Genomic DNA, 18,229 nt, shown 5'->3' with positions numbered 1-18,229 from the left:
ACCCCGCCCCAACAGATCTACTCAAGACGGAAGACGACGGCGTCACCGACCTCCGTGCGAGTCACCCCCAGCCCGTCGGAAGGTCGGTCGAGAAGCCCCTCCCACGGCGTGCCGGCGAGCCTCCCGGGCAACACGACCACGTTCTTCACCCCGAGCTCGCGCAGGTAGGCGATGCTGGGCTGGTCGGGGAAGCTGACGACGGCGTCGCGGACCCGGGCCTGGCTGTCCGGGGTGAAGCCGCTGCCCCCGTTGACCATCTCCTGGAACCGGCTGGTCGACCAGAGCATCACCGGCTGGTCCAGGTTCTGGCTGCTGGGCAGGACCAGCAGCGGGCCGTCGACCGTACGCATCGCCGCCGGCTGCGCCGGCACGACCGGGTGCGGGGTGACGTTCAGCCCTTCCACGATCACCAGCAGCAGGGGCAGCAGGGTGGCCAGGCGCAGCCACGGGCCGGGCCACGGCGGGACCCGCTCGGCGGCCACCTCGCGTACCCGGGCGCAGAACGCGGTGACCGCACCCGCCGCGAGCAGGCCGAGCAGGAGGGTGGTCCAGAGCATCATCCGGCCCGGGGTCCGCAGCCCGTTCCAGCCGGGCAGGTAGTCGAACAGCGGCACGTAGCTGAACCGGCCGCCGAAGAACCGCGTGCCCATGGCCAGGACCATCGTCACCAGCACCCCGGCGAGCAGGAAGAGCCGGTGCCGGACCCGCCAGACGGAGAAGAAGAGTCCGCCGGCAGCCAGGGCGTACAGCGCGAAGCCGGGCAGCAGCGTCATCTCGGGGTGCCAGGGCAGCACCGCCCGCGCCCCCTCGTGCAGCGGACCCCAGATCCGTGACTCGGCCGGGGCGGTGAAGAAGCCGCTCACCGGCGGCGAGTAGATCTCGATGTCGGCGAGGGTCCGCGCCGCGTTCGGGTGTTGCTGCGCAACCGTGAAGTACGGCAGCGCCAACAGCGCGCCCACCGCGGCGAAGAGCAGCCCGCCGAGCGTGTCGGCGAGGAGCAGCCGCCAACCGAACGGGCGCTTCACCCGCCGGACCAGCCAGCGCCGGGCGAACCAGATCACGGCCGAGACCAGCACGACGCCGGCCAGCAGGTAGGCGAACGGCAGCCCGATGCCGAAGCCCAGGCTGAGCTGCCACGCCGCCACCAGCCAGCCGGTGAACGCCCAACCGGCGTGGCGGCGGTGCGGACGGTAGCCGTAGCGCAGGGACCAGCCGTGGCCCCGGGCGAGCATCGCCAGCGCCAGCGGGATGCCGCCGTTCGAGAGGATGTGCAGGTGCCCGGCCTGGGCGAGCAGCCACGGGGCGTACGCGTAGCCGACACCGGCCACCGCGGCCCCGATCCGGCCCGCGCCCAGCTGCCGGGCCAGTGCGTACGCCCCGAGCGTGGCGAGCGCGTGCGCCAGCACGAACATGATGTTGTAGCGCAGCACGGCGGCCTCGGGACCGTGACCGAGCATGCCGGCCGGGGCGTACCCGAGCAGGGTGTCCGAGAAGGCGAAGCTCCAGGTCTCGGGGAAGAAGCTGTTCGAGTGCCAGAGCTGGGCCGGGTTGGTCAGCAGGATGTGCCCGGACCAGGCCATCTGCCAGGCCTGGAGGCTCGGGTCCCAGTAGTCCTGCGGCAGCGTGTAGTTCGGGTAGCGCAGCGTGGGCCAGGTCATCAGGACGGCCAGCGCCAGCGAGGCGACGGTGGCCAGGGTCCACTCGTGGATCAGGAAGCGGCCCACCGCGCGGCCCGCCCGGCGGGGCCGGGTGAGCACCGGGTCCGGAGCGGGGCCGAAGGCGGACCACGGATCGGCCGCCGTATCCGACTTGCCGTCGGCCTTCTTTCCGGACACGTCGGCCTTTCCGGACGTGTCCGCCTTTCCGGACGCATCGGCCTTTCCGGACGCATCGGCCTTTCCGGACGCGTCGGCGGCGGTGTCGTCGCGGCCAGTCTTTCCGGCCGGCTCCGCGGCGGACTTTCCGGTGCCGTTCCCGTCGGTCGGCTGAGCCGTCCCGTTCGCCTTTCCGCCGGCGGATTTCGAGGTGGCGGGCTCGGTGGTCAACTCCTTGGTCGACGTGGCGGCTTGACCCGTGGCCGGCTCTTTCGCCGGCGTGGCGGTGCCCGCACCCGGCTGCCGGATGGCCGGCTCGGGCGTCGCCGCGGCGGGGCCGTCCCGGTCGCTGCCGCCGGCGGTCGGCTGGGAGTCGCTCCCGGCCGGGCGGCCGCCGTCGGTGGTGTCGGATTGCTCGGTGGTCATGCCGCCTTGCCCAACTGCTCCCGCAGGAAGGCGATGTCCGCCGCCTGGCCCGCGGCGCCGCCCGGGGTCTCCACGATGACCGGCGCGCCGGCCGCCCGGATCACCGCCACCACCAGCTCGGGGTCGATGGTCCCGCCGGTCAGGTTGTCGTGCCGGTCCTGCCCGGAGTTGAAGGCGCCCTTGGAGTTGTTCGCGTGGATCAGGTCGATCCGGCCGGTGATCGCCTTCACCCGGTCCACCAGCCCGAGCAGTTCCTCGCCCCCGGCGTACGCGTGGCAGGTGTCGAGGCAGAAGCCCACCTCGTAGTCGGCGAGGGCGTCCCAGAGCCGGGCCAGGGAGTCGAGGTGACGGGCGCAGGCGTTGTCACCGCCGGCGGTGTTCTCGATCAGGACCGGGAGCGGGAAGCCGCCCGAGTCCGCGGCGTACGCGAAGGTCTTGCGCCAGTTGTCGAAGCCGGCGGCGAGGTCGTCGCCGGCGTTGACGTGGCCGCCGTGCACGATCAGGCCCTTGGCGCCGACGGCCGCCGCGGCGGTGGCGTGGCCGAGGAGCAGCTTGCGGCTGGGGATGCGGATCCGGTTGTTCAGGGTGGCCACGTTGACGACGTACGGCGCGTGGACGTAGAGGTCGACGCCCGCGTCACGCAGCCGGTCGGCGTCCTCCCGGGGCTTCGGGGCCTTCCAACCCTGTGGATCGGCGAGGAAGAACTGCACGGCCTCGGCGTCCCGGGCGGCGGCCTCGGCCAACGGGTCGGACGGATCGACGTGGGCTCCGATTCGCATGCAGGGCAGCCTACGTCGCGCCCCTGACGAGCGGGGTGACCGCAGCCGGCCGGCGTACCGGCGGCGGCGCGTGGGGGCGCGTCCCGCCGGGCGTCACCCGCCGGCCGGGCGCTCGTTTTCCAGGTGGGATCGACGGTCAACCCTGCACCCGGGCCCGGGTCCACAGCGGGTACTGGTGCAGGGGAGACCCCCGGAAACGGGACGCCCCGCCGTGCGGCCCGGCACGACGGGGCGGGATCCTCCGACTCGTCAGGCCCGACGGCCAAGCATCCGGTCGGTGGGGCAAATTCCTCCATTTCCCCCAAGAGGTGACGAGAGCCGTTGTATGGTCAGACCAGATGACAACACGATAAAGCTCCGCGGGGCGTCCTCGATCCAACCTCATCGGTGTGGTCGTTCCTCCCCAGGTCCCACCCAAGGAATGCGGACGGGACGCCCCGCGGCCCTGTGGACAGGGGCCCACCACCGGCACGCGACGCCGGCGGTGGGCCCCTGTCGCCGCGCCCGGGCGCCGCGCACGACCGGCCCGGGCATGATCGTCCGGACCGGGTATCCTGGTCCGGTTGTCCGCGCCCGGCCGGGTCCCCCCGCTGCCGGTCACGGGCCACGACGCACGACCTCCTGCCACGGAAGGACCGTGGCCGCTTAGCCCACAGGAGGTGAGCACGTCTTGCGTCATTACGAGATCATGGTGATCCTCGACCCCAGCCTCGAGGAGCGCACCGTCGCCCCGTCGCTCGACACGTACCTGAACGTGATTCGGACCGCGGGTGGCTCGGTGGAGAAGACCGACGTGTGGGGCCGCCGGCGCCTCGCGTACGAGATCAGCAAGAAGGCCGAGGGCATCTACGCCGTCATCGACCTCCAGGCGACGCCTGAGGCGGTGGCCGAGCTGGACCGTCAGCTGCGGCTCAACGAGTCCGTGCTGCGCACCAAGGTCATCCGGCCGGAGATGCGCTGACATTCGACCCGGCACGTCCGGATCAAGCCTCATCGATGGTGTCGGAGGGCTCTGAGAGCCTGTAGGGCAACACGATGAGTGCGCGAGGAGATGGTCATGGCAGGAGACACCACCATCACGGTCATCGGCAACCTGACCGATGACCCCGAGTTGCGGTTCACCCCGTCCGGGGCGGCCGTCGCCAAGTTCCGGGTCGCCTCGACGCCCCGCTTCATGGACAAGGCGTCCGGCGAGTGGAAGGACGGCGAGCCGCTGTTCCTCTCGTGCACGGTCTGGCGGCAGGCCGCCGAGAACGTCGCCGAGTCGCTGCAGCGCGGCGCCCGGGTGATCGTGTCCGGCCGGCTGCGCCAGCGGTCGTACGAGACCCGCGAGGGTGAGAAGCGCACCGTCATCGAGCTGGAGGTCGACGAGATCGGCCCGTCGCTGCGCTACGCCACGGCGAAGGTGCAGAAGATGTCCCGCTCGGGCGGCGGTGGCGGCTTCGGTGGTGGTGGCGGCCAGGGCGGCGGCGGAGGCAACTTCGACGACCCCTGGGCCTCGGCTGCTCCGGCTCCCTCGCGCGGTGGTTCGGGCGGCGGAAACTTCGACGAGGAGCCCCCGTTCTAATGGCGCCGAGCGCCCGCGATCGCAAACCAGGAGCAAGAGCAATGGCCAAGGCTGCGGCACTGCGCAAGCCGAAGAAGAAGGTGAACCCGCTCGACAAGGACGGGATCACCTACATCGATTACAAGGACACCGCGCTGCTGCGCAAGTTCATCTCCGACCGCGGCAAGATCCGCGCTCGGCGGGTGACCGGCGTTACCTCGCAGCAGCAGCGGCAGATCGCCCGTGCGGTCAAGAACGCCCGCGAGATGGCGCTCCTGCCGTACACGGCCACGACCCGCTGAGAGGAGGCACGGACATGAAGATCATCCTGACTCAGGAGGTGTCCGGCCTCGGCACTCCGGGCGACATCGTCGAGGTGAAGAACGGCTACGGCCGTAACTACCTGCTGCCGCAGGGCTTCGCGATCGCCTGGACCAAGGGCGCGGAGAAGCAGGTCACGGTCATCAAGCGGGCCCGCGCGGCCCGGGAGATCCGCGACCTCGGCCACGCCAACGAGGTCAAGGCCCAGATCGAGGGCCTGAAGGTCAACCTGAAGGCCCGTGCCGGCGACGGCGGCCGGCTCTTCGGCTCGGTCACCCCGGCCGAGGTCGTCGAGGCCGTCAAGGCCGCCGGTGGTCCGAGCCTGGACCGCCGCCGGCTGGAGCTGCCCGGTCACATCAAGTCGACCGGCTCCTACCCGGTGAGCATCAAGCTGCACCCCGAGGTGACCGCCAAGTTCAACCTGAACGTCACCCCGAGCTGACAGCGGACAGCACGACGGAAGGGCCCGCACCGGGAGACCGGTGCGGGCCCTTCCGCATGCTCCCTGCGGCAACTCCAGCTCGGCGCGTCTTACGCCGCGCCGCGACCTGGAGCCGTCGTCCGGCGACTTCGCCGTTGCCGATCAGCCGATCGGCTGGCCGGTCACCACGCTGATCATCACCGTCGACAGGCCGCCACCGATCACCGCCGCCGCCAGCGCCACCGTCCCCGACCGCCACGTCGTCCCGAACCCGCGCAGCACCACCGCGACGACCAGGCTGCTCAGCAGCGCCAGCCCGAACCGCGGCGCACCCGCGACCAGCGAGGCGAACGCGTGCGCCCGCGGCGAATCACAACCCCCGCCGGTGATGTCCGTGACGCACCCCGCCGGGGCCTGCCCGTCGAGGAACAGCAGCCCCACGAAGACCAGCAGCGCGGGCACCAGATAACAGGCGGCGGTGTAGACCAGCGACCGGACCGGACCGCCCGGATCCGGATCCAGCAGGTCACCGGCCAGCCGGGTCCCCGACCAGAATCCCTCCGCCTGCTCCGGCGACGCCCAGCCCTCCCGGACCGGCTTCGGCGGCATCGTCCGGTGGTCGACCTCGGCGTACCGGCCCCACTCGCCGGTGTCGGTGAGCCGGTCCCGCTCGCCGGTGTGCTCCGTCCGGTCCCAGCGGCCGGCGCCCTCCGCCTGGTCCCACCGGCCCGTGGCCGAACGGCCCCAGGCGAGCACACCCGAGGCGTCCCACGGGTCGACCGCCGGCGGCGCCACCGGATCAGGCTCGGCCGACCGGCCCCGCTCCCACGGGTCCACCGCCGGCCGGGACCAGGACTCCGAGGCCGCCCGCCGGCTCCGCCCGGCATCCGACCGGTCCTCATCCCCGCCCGAGGCGGTGCTGTCCTCCAGGCCCGACCAGGTCACCTGCGGCCGGCGCGACTGCGCGCGGCGCGGCCGGCTCCCCGTGGCGGGCCCGGCCGGCTCGTCCTCGGTGGACTCGGCCCGTCGGCTCCCGACGTACCCCTGCTCCTGCGGGGTGTCCAGGGTCCACTCGGCGGTGTGCTCGCCGGCCGGGCCGGCGTCGACGGCCGGCAGCCCGCGCCGGCCAGCCTCCGGGCGCTGTCCGACGTCCGCCCGCCAGCCACCATCCGGGTACGGCGGCTCGACGTCGTCATCGTCGGGCGCGGCGTGCCGGCCCCTGCCGTCCACCCGGCGGACGCCCGACTCCACCGCCCATTGCGGAAGGTACGTGTCCACCGGCTCCTGCTGGCCGCGCTCGACGGCTCGGCGGCGGCTCGGGGTGCGGTAGTGCTCGGGCGCGTACGACGCTGAGCTGGAGGCGGCCGGGAACGACTCGGCGGGCTCGTCCCACGGGGAGATCGGCTGGCGGTCGCGCGCGCTGCCCTCCCCGCCTCCCCAGTCCCGGTGTCTCACGGCCGGAGCGTGACCCTTCTCAACCGAAAGTGCAATCCATTGTCCAGGTGTAGCCGTTCGCGGTGATGGTACGGGACGAACGGTGCCCAGGCCCGACCGGAAATCTGTCGTCCACAGGCTGTGGATTGCAGAACCGCAGGTCAGAGGCGGTCGAGCCAGGATTCTCCATCACTTGTCCACACCCTGTGCACACGCTGCGCACATGTCCGTCCCCGGGCGTCCACAGGTTGTCCCGAGGCTCGTCCACCGGCATTGTTGAGGGTCTGACCTCGGGTTCCGTATCGTGGTCCCCCGACCGTCCGGGCGGTGGCCCCCGATCGACCGGAGGGTCGTCGGAGATGTCATACCCCGGCGGTAGAGCTGGACTCGATCCGACGCAGCGAGGGGGGACCCGTGTCGGTCACCGACGACGCGCGGACGGAGCGGACCGGGGGGCCGCCGCCCGCGCAGGCACAACGGGACGCGCAGTTCGAGAAGACCCCGCCCCAGGACGTGGCCGCTGAGCAGTGCGTCCTCGGCGGCATGCTGCTCTCCAAGGACGCCATCGCCGACGTCGTGGAGATCCTGAAGTCCAACGACTTCTACCGCCCCGTGCACGCCACCATCTTCGACGCGATCCTCGACATCTACGGCCGGGGCGAGCCGGCCGACCCGATCACCGTCGCCGCCGCCCTGGCCGACTCCGGCGACCTGGCCCGGATCGGTGGCGCGCCCTACCTGCACACGCTGATCGCGAGCGTGCCCACCGCCGCCAACGCCGCCTACTACGCGCGCATCGTCGGCGAGCGCGCGGTGCTGCGCCGGCTGGTCGAGGCCGGCACCAAGATCGTCCAGCTGGGGTACGGCACCGGCCAGGGCGGCAGCCGGGACGTCGACGACATCGTCGACCTCGCCCAGCAGGCCGTCTACGAGGTGACCGAGAAGCGGGTCAGCGAGGATTTCGCCGTCCTGGCCGACATGCTCCAGCCGACGCTGGACGAGATCGAGGCCGTGGGTGCCCAGGGCGGCGTGATGACCGGGGTGCCGACCGGCTTCAGCGACCTCGACCGGCTGTTGAACGGCCTGCACCCGGGCCAGCTCATCATCGTGGCCGGCAGGCCTGGTTTGGGCAAGTCAACGGCAAGTATGGACTTTGCCCGTAATGCCTCCATTCGCTCCAACCACGCGTCGGCGATCTTCTCGCTGGAAATGAGCAAGGTCGAGATCGTCATGCGACTCCTCTCGGCCGAGGCGCGCGTACCGCTGCACGTGCTGCGCAGCGGCCAGCTCTCCGACGACGACTGGACCAAGCTGGCCCGCTGCATGGGCGAGATCAGTGAGGCGCCGCTCTTCGTGGACGACACGCCGAGCATGAACCTGATGGAGATCCGGGCCAAGGCGCGCCGGCTCAAGCAGAAGCACGATCTCAAACTGATCGTGGTCGACTACCTCCAGCTGATGACCTCGCCCAAGCGCACCGAGAGCCGGCAGCAGGAGGTGGCCGACCTCTCCCGTGGCCTCAAGCTGCTGGCCAAGGAGGTCGAGTGCCCGGTGATCGCGGTGAGCCAGCTGAACCGTGGCCCCGAGCAGCGCACCGACAAGCGGCCCCAGCTGTCCGATCTGCGTGAAAGTGGCTCGATTGAGCAGGATGCGGACGTTGTCATCCTGCTGCATCGCGACGACTACTACGACAAGGAGTCGCCGCGGGCCGGGGAAGCCGACTTCATCGTTGCCAAACACAGGAATGGCCCCACCGACACCGTGACGGTCGCGGCCCAGCTGCACCTGTCCCGCTTCGTCGACATGGCCATCGTCTGACCCGTCCCGCCGCGATGACTTTCCGGCCCGGACGCCGTCACAGCGAGCCGACAGGGCCTGCGGTGCAGGACTGACGGTGAGGCTCAGCCGAGCAGCGGAAACCAGCCGGCGGACTCGCCCAGGTCCCGCCGGTCGCGGTCGGTGAGCGGGATCCGGCCGGTGGCCTTGAGCAGGTACTCCCGGTCGTCCCAGCCGGTCGGCCGGACCGCGTCGTCGCTGAGCAGGCCGTCGACGGTGGTCACCGCGACGCCGACGGCGGCGGCGCCGGGTGGGGGTGCGTCCGGCAGATCGACCACCAGGTCGAGGTGGTGGACGACGGCCTCCGTGGTGAGGGTGGCCAGCAGATCGGGTACGGCGATCACCTGGCCCTGGGTGGTGACGCAGGCGTGCGGATCAGCGCCGTGCACGGCCGCGCCGGCCGCGCGGACGGCGGCGGGGGCGGTGTCGCACCAGAGCCGCACCACACCGCTGGGCCGGTCGAAGGCGGCGGCCGAGCGGCGGACCCACCAGGCGTGCCGCACGCTGGCCTCGTCGCCGCCTCCCGGGGTGAACGCGCGCCAGTAGCTGACGTCGTCCACGTCGGCCGGGCCGTCGGCGGGGCTGGCAAGCGCGACCAGGGCCCGCTGGGCGTCGCAGAGGATGTGGAAGAGCAGGTCGGCGACGAGCCATCCCCGGCAGCGGGTCGGTCGTTGCAGGTCGGCGTCATCGAGATCGGCGACCACGCGGGTGATGCCGTCGTAGGCCTGCGCCAGGGCGATGTGCTGCCCGGTGGGCTTCATGGGGGTGAGCGTCGCACACGGAACGCCGCGCGGCACCTCGACGGAGGTGCCGCGCGGGCGGGCCGGGGTGTGCCCCGGCCCGGCCGGGTACCGGTCAGTCGAAGAGCTCGCCGAGGAAGCCGTGGCGCTTCTTGCGGCGGTAGTGGCCGTGGTAGCCGTGGTGCTGGCCGTGGCCGTACGCGGGCTGCGCGTAGCCGTGGCCGGGCGGCGGCGGAGGGGGCGGGACGGCGCCGTAGCCGGGCTGGTGCGGGGCGGCGGCGGGTGGCGGTGGCGGCGGCGGGGCGTAGCCGCCGGCGGCCGGGGCGGCCGGCTGGGGGCTGTGCTGCTGGTTCCAGTTCGCCTCGGCCTCGAACAGCTTCTCGAGCTCGCCGCGGTCGAGGAAGATGCCCCGGCACTCGCCGCACTGGTCGATGATCACTCCGCTGCGCTCGTACTGGCGCATTTCGCCATGACATTTGGGACAGGTGAGCTGCATGGCACCGACGGTACCCGGTGACCTCACGCGGTGGCCTTAAGCGTTTCCGTCACCTCGTTGTCGGAGACCTCGTGGAAGTCCTCGTAGTACGCGCCGACCGCCATGAAGTCGGTCGGCGTCTCCAGAATGACCACCTGGTCGGCCTCGCCGGCCAGCATCTCGTACGCCTCCCGGGAGCCCACCGGCACGGCCACCACGACCCGGGCCGCACCCAGGTGGCGGGCGACCTGCACGGCGGCGCGGGCGGTGGCGCCGGTGGCCAGCCCGTCGTCGGCGATGACCGCCGTTCGCCCGGTGAGGTCGAGCGGCGGCCGGCCGGCCCGGTACAGGCCCTCGCGGCGCTCCAGTTCGGCCTGTTCCCGCTGCCGGACCTCGGCTTTGTCGACCTCGCTGAGCCGGTTCGCGACCATCTCGTTGAGGACCTGCACGCCACCGGGGCCGAGCGCACCGTATGCCACCTCGGGTGCGAACGGCACGCCGAGCTTGCGGACCACCAGCACGTCGAGGGGCACGCCGAGCCGTTCGGCGATCACCCGGGCGACCTCCACGCCGCCGCGTACCAGCCCGAGCACGATGACCCCCGGCCGCCCGGCGAGGTCGGTGAGCTTGTCGGCGAGCATGCGGCCCGCCTCGGCCCGATCGCGATAGGTGGTCATGTCCTCAGGTTTACGCCCTGCCGACCGGCCGCGTCCGGGAGTTGGCGGAAGCGGCCCGGGCGGGCGCCTCAGGGCGCACCGCGGCTTCCGGGAGTGCCAGCGCGGGGGCCCAGACCAGCAGGGCGACCGGGTAGAGCAGGTAGCCGAAACGGGTCGAGGGCATCAGCAGGATCGCCGCGAGCAGCCCGTACCCGCAGATCAGCGCGGTGGTGGCGGCGGTGCGCGGCGGACGGCGGAGGAGCCGGACGGCGATCGCCGCCCCGGCCGCGACCAGCAGCGCGGCGGCGACGATCCGGCCGGCGGGCAGCGCGGTGGCGATCAGGTGGCCGGGGAACGGGGACTGCGCGGGACTGGTCACCAGCCCGTGCCCGAGCGGGAAGCGCAGCACGTTCTCCACCAGCGCGTCACGGTCGACCAGCAGGGCGGGGACCAGCACGAGCGCCGGCAGCCCGAGGGCACCGAGGGCGGTGCGGAGGCCGGCCCGGCGGGTGGCGGCCCAGCAGATCAGCACGAGCGCGACCGGCCAGGCGAAGAGTTTCAGGGCGCCCGCCGCGCCGACCGCCAGGCCGGCCCGACCGGGCCGCTCGGCGGCGGCGAAGGCCAGCCCGAGCAGGCAGAGCGCGAGTACGGGCAGGTCGTCGCCGCCGGTCGCCAGGGTGAGCGCGCAGACCGGCAGCACCGTGGCCGCCTGGACGGCCCGGAGCAGCGCGGCGTGGCGGCGGGGCGTGGCCGGGGCGGGTCGGCTGCGCAGCGTGGCCACCGCGAGGGCCAGCACACCGGCGGTGACCAGGGCGAACCAGACCCGCGCGTCGGTCCACCAGGCGTCGACGGCGGCCCGGGGCAGCCCGAACAGCGCCATGCCCGGCTGGTACGGGGTGTAGCCGAGCAGTTGCTCCGCCGGAGGTAGCGCGGCGATGGCGTCGTGCCCCAGGTAGGGGGTGCCGTGCTCGGCCAGCCGGGCGCCGGCGTGCTCGACCACGACCACCTCCTCCTGCGCCCGGTCGGTACGCCCCGCCGCCCGCTGGATGCTCTGCGCCACGACCGGCAGCAGCGCGGTGGTGACCCAGGCAAACCCGGTGACCGCCCAGCGGGCGCCGAGTCCGGTGAGCGGTGCGTCGCAGCGGTGCCGCCGGGCGAGGAGTTGACCGGCGACGGCGAGCGCGGCCACCAGGTAGCCGACGGCGCCGACCGTGCCCCAGGCCCGGTGCGGGAGCAGGGTGGAGGTGGCGGCGGTGACCCCGGCGAAGACCGCCGAGACGGCGTAAAGGCCCAGGTCGAGGGCGAGCCCGCCGGCGGCGGAGTCCACGGCCCGCCAGCGACGGAAGCTTCGATCGGGGGCGACGATCACGCGGCCCAGTCTGGCAGACGGCGCGCCCCGGCACCCGGGTCGTGCTCCTCGTCGCAGGGCCGGCCGGCGGCGGTGGGTTCCGCGTATCCGCCAAGAGCTGGCGGATTACCCCGAGGGATCAGTGGTGGCTGGACTCGTCGGCGGTCTGGCCGGCGGCGGACGCCGAGGTGGCGGCGCGCCCCCGGCCGCCGGTGCGGCGACCCGGCAGGCGGATCACCGCACCCGCGTCGTGCAGCGGCGCCACGAGGCTGCCCGGCCGGCCGCCCGCCCCCCGCTGGAGGGCGGCGAGCAGCGCGCCGGCCGGCAGCGGCCGGGCGAAAAGATGGCCCTGGCCGGCGGCGCACCCCAGCTCCCAGAGCGCCCGCCGCTGCGGTTCGCTCTCCACGCCCTCGGCCACCACGGTCAGGTCGAGGCTGCGGCCCAGGTCGAGGGTGGAGCGGATCACGGCCGCGGCCTCGGCCGAACTCTCCATGGCGGTGACGAAGCTGCGGTCGATCTTCAACTCGTGCACCGGGATGCGGGACAGCAGCGACAGCGAGGAGTAGCCGGTGCCGAAGTCGTCGAGGGCCAGCCGTACGCCGGAGTCGCGCAGCCGGCTGAGCACCCGGTCCACCACGTCGAGCTGGCTGAGCGTCAGGGTCTCGGTCAGCTCCAGCACCAGCCGGTCCGGGGGCAGGTCGTGCGCCCGCAGCCGGGCCAGCACCGCCCCGGGGAAGCGGGCGTCGAGGAGGCTGCGGGGCGACACGTTCACCGAGACGGGCAGGTCGAAGCCGGCGGCCCGCCAGCTGCCGGCCGCGATCAGCGCCTGGTCGAGGATCGCCTCGGCGAACGCGGGCAGCAGCCCGGAGCGTTCCACCGCCTCGATGAAGCGCAGCGGGTCGATCATGCCGTGCGTCGGGTGGTGCCAGCGGGCCAGCGCCTCCGCACCGATCACCTCGCCGCTGCCCAGGTCGACGATCGGCTGGAAGTTGACGGTGAACTCGTGATCGGCCACCGCGCGGGAGAGTTCGCCGCCGAGGGTGAGCCGGCCGAGGTCCGCGGTGTCCCGGGTCGGGGCGTACGTGGAGATCCGCTGGCCGGCCCGCTTCGCCTGGTACATCGCCACGTCGGCGCGACGCAGCAGCTCGGGCATCCCGCCATTGGCCGGGGCGACCGCGATGCCGCCGCTGGCTTCCACGCTGATCCGCATGCCGTCCAGGTCGAGCGGCTCGTGCAGGGCGGCCAGCAGTGCCTCGGCCCGGTGCGCGGCCACCGCCGGGGCGGGCAGCCCGCGCAGCAGCACGGCGAACTCGTCGCCGCCGAGCCGGGCCACCAGGTCGCCCAGGCGGGCCGCGCCGCGCAGCCGGTCGGCGACCTGCATCAGCACCCGGTCACCGGCGCCGTGCCCGAGGGTGTCGTTGACCTCCTTGAAGTGGTTGAGGTCGATCAGCACCAGCGCGGTGACGCCCTCCGCGTGCCGGGTGGTGAGCTGCTCGGTGCCCTCATCGAGCAGGTGACGCCGGTTGGAGAGCCCGGTCAGGGCGTCGTGGGTGGCGGCGTACGCGTGCTCCTCGGCGATCCGGGCCAACTCGGCGTACGCCTGAGCGTTGCGGACCGCGGTGCAGAGCGCGGAGGCGAAGGTACGCAGGGTGTACTGCTCCCGCTCGGAGAGCTCGACGGGCCCGGCGAACCGGAGTCGCAGCACACCGACGTCGGCGTTCTGGTCATGGCCTTCGAGGCGGGTCGCGAGCACCGAGCCCTTGATCACGCTGGGGTTACCGGCCGGCCCGCGGTAGGTGATGGCACCTCCGGCACCTCGGACGAGTCGCGACTCCTCGCGAAGCTCGATGTCGACCTCGTCGGCCGAGAAGAGTTCGGTGGCCTGGGTGACCGCAGTGGTGAGCACCTCGTCCAGGTCGACCACATTGAGGGCGTCCGTGGTGCGGGCGAGACGTTGCCAGGCGTCCCGTTCCGCCCGGCTGCGTAGCCGGCTTGAGTAAGCGAGGTGCAGGCTCAGGACGAGTGGTGGGACGACCACCAGGAACGTCGGGTTGATCCGGAGGATCAGCAGGGTCGACAGGATCACCGAGAAGCGAGCGACGACGCTCGCCAACCGGAGGTCGAGCTGCTGGCGGAAGCGATTGAGGATCGGGGTCCGCGTCGCGAAGGCGAGGACCGGGAACATGAGCAGCTCATCCAGCACGACGACCGTCAGATAAGCCAGCACCAGGGCGGGGAGCGAGTGGGGAACCGGCCCCGACCAGGGCCATGTCCATCCGGACGCCGCCAGCACCATCCCGCCAACCGCCGCCAGCGTCATTTCCTTGGCGACGCCGAAGGCCAGCTTGATGGGAGGGAGGCGACCGATCATTCGGGTGATCGCGACACCCAGCCCGGTGGCGACGATCACCCATGGGACCGGGGCGACGGCCAGGCCGATCACCGAGGCCGCATCTGTCCAGGAGACGCCGTGGGTAGTGGCCCGGATACGGATCCGGACATTGACGGTGGCGGCAACCGCGACGAGGAATGTCAGAGTGGCGGCCCGCGTGAGATCGGTCGAGGTCGTCAGGCCCTGAACCTGGATGAGCCGGAGACTTGCCAGCAACGTGATCGCGGCGGCAAACACGACGAGACCGACAAGCAGCAGCAGCCGCCGATCGGTCCCATTGTCGCGTGCGTTGGCGCGAGTCACGTTTCCTGCCTCCACCGCGCTCAAGCGTTGCGGTGCGTGTACCCGTACTGTACGGCCCGCTCAGGCGCCCGGGAAGGTTGATCACAGCCAGTCGTTGCCGCGCATCTGCTTCGCCCTTCGCTCGATCCTGCGGAGCCGTTCGGTTGCGACCCCCATCGACGCGGGCTATCTTATGGCGTTTCGGCAGGCTTGGTGACATTAGATGTCCATATGCGCATAATGCGCTAATGCTGTCTTCTCTTGTCACTCGCTGTCTTTGTCTGGAGACTGACCGCATATTCCGGGTGACCTGCCAATGCTGATTATCGAGGCGGCATCGACGGGATGTCTCTAGCAGTTTGGTTCCAGAGCCGGGCCGCGCGGTTGTCCCGGCAGTCGTCCAACCTGCCGTTCCACGCACCGAAAAAATGTCGTCGCTCTCTGATATCTTCTGAAAGTCGGGGGCCGGATCGTGCGCTATCCGGCTTTAGGGCGGCTTACGCATATTCTGACCTGAAATGCAGTGGTTATTTGAATTTCGTTTACCACGCTGCGGAGGAAGGATTGACGGAGGTCCGTCTCCTAGGGGCGCCGGAGGTGTGGCGGGGGTCGACCCGGCTTCCCCTAGGTACGCCGAAGCAGCAACTCGTGCTGGCGATGCTCGCCGTGCACGGCGGGCGAGTCGTCACGATCGAGTCGCTCGTCGACGAGTTGTGGCCGGATGAGCCGCCCCGCTCAGCCGTAGCGAACGTGCGGACGTACGCCGGCAATCTGCGGCGAACCTTCGAGAAGCACCAGGATCCTGTCCTCTCCCGGTCGCCGGGCGGCTACCGGCTTGAGCTGACCGACGAGTCGGTGGACGTACCCAGATTCGAGTACCTCGTCGATGCGGCCGAAAGCGCGTGGGCACGCGGCGAGGTCGGCGGTGCCAGCACGCTGCTGGCGCGTAGTGACGAGCTCTGGCGCGGCCCCCTGTTGGCCGGTCTGTCGTTGGGGCCGGTCCTCTCCGCCCGTCGGGCAGCCCTGGACGGGCAGCGCCTGTCCGCGATCGAACTCCGGGCGTGGCTGGATCTCCGGCTCGGTCGTAGCAGGCCCGCCATCGCCTTCCTCACCGATCACGTAGTCGCGCATCCCTACCGGGAACAGGCTCATGCGTTGCTCGTTCGCGCGCTCTACCTGGACGGCGATCCGGCCGGTGCCCTGGCCGCGATCCGTCACGCGGAGTCCGTACTCAGGGAGCAGCTCGGCATCAAGCCCGGCGCGGAGTTGCAGGCGCTGCGCGAGCGGATCGTCAATCGGGAACCCCTTTTCGACTTCTCCGAGTCGCCTGCGCCGGATGGCCGCCCTCATGGTCGGGTCGTGCCGCGCAGGCCCTCGGCAAAGGCCGCGCTCGGGAGTGAGGGCCGGCTGGCCGTCAACCATCTTCCGCGCGTGGTAGCCGACTTCGTCGGGCGGCGGGAGCTGACGGAGCGCCTCTTGACCGAGATCGCAGTGGCGGGCCAACGCACGTCACCTGTCCGTGTCATCCACGGCATGGCGGGAGGCGGCAAGACAGCCTTCGCCGTACATCTGGCGTACCAACTTGCCGACAGCCACCCCGATGCACAGCTCTTCATCGACCTACGGGGACATGCCGACGGCTTGCCCGTCGACCCGGCGGAGGCGCAGACCGCGCTGCTCCGGCAACTGGCGGTTCCCGCCGGCCGGATACCAACCGACCATGTCCTGAGGGGCGAGTTGTGGCAGCGCGAGCTGCGAGGGCGCCGAGCGGTCATCGTGCTGGACAACGCGGCCGGCAGTGATCAGGTCATACCCCTCCTGCCTGCTGCCCCTGGCTCGGTCGTGCTCGTGACGAGCCGCCGTCGACTGCTGGGCGGGGACACCGGCCCGCCCGTACCGCTCCCGGCGCTGGCCCCGGACGAGGCGCTGCAACTGCTCGCCCGCACCGCCGGTGCGGATCGAATTGAGCGTGAGCGGGAGGCGGCCATGGCGGTGGCGCGCCATTGCGGTCATCTGCCACTCGCCATCCGGCTTGCGGGGGGCCATCTCGCCCATCGACCCTCCTGGCGGGTTGCCGACCTGGCCCATCGCCTGAGCGTCGGTGGGATACTGCGCCAGCTCGCCGTCGAGCAGCAGACGGTGGCGGGTGCCTTCAGCGCCTCCTATGAACCACTGGCCGAACCGGTCAAGCGGTTGTTCCGACTCGTCAGCGTGCATCCTGGTGCCCATTTCGATGTGGCGATGGCGGCGGCGCTGGCGGACCTGCCGTTCGATCGTGTGGAGGCGATGCTCGACGACCTCCTCGACCAGCACCTGATCGAGGAGATCGAGCCGGGCCGCTACCGTCTCCACGATCTGATGCGGCAGTACTCGGCCGAGCTGTCCCAGGCTCCGGACGAGGCGCGGGACCGGGAGGAGGCCGCCCACCGGCTTCTCGATCACGTGCTCCACGAATCGGTCGGTCGAGCGCAGCTTCTTGAGCCCTCGGCACTGCGCGCCCACGTCCGTCTGGCACCGCCGCGACGACCCGACCTACTCGGCCGTTCCGACCCGCCCGACGTCGAGTGGCTGGAGCGGGAGCGTTCGAACCTCGTCGCTCTGATCGAGTTCGCGGAGCGGGAGGCTCTTGACCCGTGGGCCTGGCGGCTCGCCCGCGCCATGTGGCGGTTCTGCTACATCCGCGGCTACTTCGAAGACATCCTCGTCACCCACCGTCGGGGCCTGGCTGCGGCGGAGAAGTGCGGCGACCGGGCGGCACAGGCGGTCATGAACAACTACCTGGCCTCCGCGTACACCCGTACCGGTAGCTACCTGGACTCGCTGCGGCACCTCGAAACGGCGGTGTCCATCTCCAGGGAGCTCGGCGACCACGCCAATGAACACCGGTACCGGGCGAATCTCGTCGTCGTCCACTGGCTGACCGGCAGTCCGTCGCGGTCGGTCAAGCTCGGGCGGCAACTTCTGCGAGAGCGCCTGGGGGGCGAGGCGGTCGATCCGATCCTGTCCCTGCCGAACCTCGGGTTCGCCCTTACCACGCTGGGTCGTTACGCAGAGGCGATTCAGGCGCACCGGCAGCACCTGTTCCTCGGGCGGTGCCGGGGGAACCAGTACGACATTTCAAACGCTCTCGGTCATATCGCGTCCGTCGAGAACCGGCTAGGTCACTTCACCAAGGCGGTCCGGCTCATCACCGCGTCGCTTCGGCTGCGGGACCGGACCGGGCACCGGTTCGGGGAGGCGGAGGCCCGCAACGACCTGGGGATCGCGTATCGCCACCTGGGCCGGCTCGATGCGGCGCGAGAGCAGCACGAGCTGGCCCTGCAGATCGCGGGCGACTCTGGGGAACGGCATGTGCAGGCAGCCGTGCTGAACGACCTCGGTACGACGCTGGCGGTCATCGGGAGCACCGACGGGGCGACGGCCGCCCATCGCCGTGCCCTCGAACTCGCGACCCGTATCGCGCATCCGTACGAGCAGGGGCGTGCCCTTGTCGCGCTGGCTGACCATCTCGACGACGACGAGCCGGACGAGGCCTTTCGGTACCGCCGGCGTGCCTTGGCGATCTTCGGGCGTATCGGTGCGCCCGAGCGGTGGGACCTGGCCCGGCGCCTCGCCGGGGACGACACCGCCGACCGGGCCGGAGGGCGTTCGTCGGGGACCGGTTGACGACTTATCGATTTCTTATCGCGGCGCCCGCTACCGTCCTCCGCGTGTCGACCGAACGGGGGTGGTCCAGCCAGCGGCGGACCCGGTCGACGG

General features: G+C 71.6%; 14 protein-coding genes. 6 read left to right on the top strand and 8 right to left on the bottom strand.

The genetic code is table 11. The features are described from left to right. Nucleotides 1–17: 17 nt before the first annotated feature. Nucleotides 18–2,240 (bottom strand): hypothetical protein, encoded by a 2,223-nt coding sequence (locus tag ACFYML_RS17740; RefSeq protein WP_387421625.1) that lies wholly within the window; start codon nt 2,238–2,240, stop codon nt 18–20. Next, nucleotides 2,237–3,019 (bottom strand): deoxyribonuclease IV, encoded by a 783-nt coding sequence (locus ACFYML_RS17735; RefSeq protein ID WP_387421624.1) that lies wholly within the window; start codon nt 3,017–3,019, stop codon nt 2,237–2,239. The genes ACFYML_RS17740 and ACFYML_RS17735 overlap by 4 nt, the downstream gene beginning before the upstream one ends. Before the next feature lie 670 nt (nt 3,020–3,689). Here ACFYML_RS17735 and rpsF point away from each other — a divergent pair. From rpsF to rplI, 4 genes are all read left to right on the top strand, one after another. Beyond that, complete coding sequence (rpsF, locus tag ACFYML_RS17730) at nt 3,690–3,980, top strand: 30S ribosomal protein S6 (RefSeq protein ID WP_073836992.1); 291 nt, start codon at nt 3,690–3,692, stop codon at nt 3,978–3,980. A 78-nt stretch (nt 3,981–4,058) separates the two neighbouring features. After that, nucleotides 4,059–4,586 carry a single-stranded DNA-binding protein gene (locus ACFYML_RS17725; protein WP_198940427.1) on the top strand — a complete coding sequence of 176 codons (528 nt, stop codon included), beginning with the start codon at nt 4,059–4,061 and terminating at the stop codon, nt 4,584–4,586. Between the two features lie 41 nt (nt 4,587–4,627). Continuing rightward, the gene (gene rpsR / locus ACFYML_RS17720; protein ID WP_013289355.1) at nt 4,628–4,867 is read left to right on the top strand and encodes a 30S ribosomal protein S18; all 240 of its coding nucleotides are present in this window, start codon (nt 4,628–4,630) and stop codon (nt 4,865–4,867) included. 14 nt (nt 4,868–4,881) lie between these two features. Next, on the top strand, nt 4,882–5,328 hold the full coding sequence (gene rplI, locus ACFYML_RS17715) for a 50S ribosomal protein L9 (protein ID WP_357434401.1): 447 nt from the start codon (nt 4,882–4,884) through the stop codon (nt 5,326–5,328). A 141-nt stretch (nt 5,329–5,469) separates the two neighbouring features. Here the strand turns inward: rplI and ACFYML_RS17710 are convergent, their stop codons facing one another. After that, nucleotides 5,470–6,762: a hypothetical protein gene (locus ACFYML_RS17710; RefSeq protein WP_387421623.1), complete on the bottom strand. Its 1,293-nt coding sequence runs from the start codon at nt 6,760–6,762 to the stop codon at nt 5,470–5,472. A 393-nt stretch (nt 6,763–7,155) separates the two neighbouring features. Here ACFYML_RS17710 and dnaB point away from each other — a divergent pair, with 393 nt between their 5' ends. Next, the gene (gene dnaB / locus ACFYML_RS17705; protein WP_387421725.1) at nt 7,156–8,559 is read left to right on the top strand and encodes a replicative DNA helicase; all 1,404 of its coding nucleotides are present in this window, start codon (nt 7,156–7,158) and stop codon (nt 8,557–8,559) included. An 83-nt stretch (nt 8,560–8,642) separates the two neighbouring features. Here dnaB and ACFYML_RS17700 read toward each other — a convergent pair whose 3' ends face one another. The 5 genes from ACFYML_RS17700 to ACFYML_RS17680 form a co-directional block, all read right to left on the bottom strand. After that, nucleotides 8,643–9,338 carry a maleylpyruvate isomerase N-terminal domain-containing protein gene (locus tag ACFYML_RS17700; protein WP_387421622.1) on the bottom strand — a complete coding sequence of 232 codons (696 nt, stop codon included), beginning with the start codon at nt 9,336–9,338 and terminating at the stop codon, nt 8,643–8,645. Nucleotides 9,339–9,432: 94 nt separating this feature from the next. Then, a complete protein-coding gene (locus tag ACFYML_RS17695; protein ID WP_357434398.1) occupies nt 9,433–9,813 on the bottom strand; it encodes a zf-TFIIB domain-containing protein in 381 nt (126 codons plus the stop codon). 23 nt (nt 9,814–9,836) lie between these two features. Next, on the bottom strand, nt 9,837–10,469 hold the full coding sequence (locus tag ACFYML_RS17690) for a phosphoribosyltransferase (protein ID WP_387421621.1): 633 nt from the start codon (nt 10,467–10,469) through the stop codon (nt 9,837–9,839). A 10-nt stretch (nt 10,470–10,479) separates the two neighbouring features. Next, entirely contained in the window at nt 10,480–11,817 is a 1,338-nt protein-coding gene (locus ACFYML_RS17685) for a glycosyltransferase 87 family protein (RefSeq protein WP_387421620.1), read from the bottom strand. A gap of 118 nt (nt 11,818–11,935) precedes the next feature. Next, nucleotides 11,936–14,491, bottom strand: a complete 2,556-nt coding sequence (locus ACFYML_RS17680; RefSeq protein ID WP_387421619.1) for a putative bifunctional diguanylate cyclase/phosphodiesterase — start codon at nt 14,489–14,491, stop codon at nt 11,936–11,938. Between the two features lie 324 nt (nt 14,492–14,815). On the opposite strand from ACFYML_RS17680, the gene ACFYML_RS17675 reads away from it, so the two are divergent. Then, nucleotides 14,816–18,136, top strand: coding sequence for a BTAD domain-containing putative transcriptional regulator (locus tag ACFYML_RS17675; RefSeq protein ID WP_387421618.1), 3,321 nt, complete (start codon nt 14,816–14,818; stop codon nt 18,134–18,136). The last annotated feature ends 93 nt before the right edge of the window (nt 18,137–18,229 follow it).

The organism is Micromonospora sp. NPDC007230 (assembly GCF_042869115.1).
Lineage (GTDB): Bacteria > Actinomycetota > Actinomycetes > Mycobacteriales > Micromonosporaceae > Micromonospora.
This window is presented reverse-complemented; position numbering and strand designations above follow the sequence as displayed.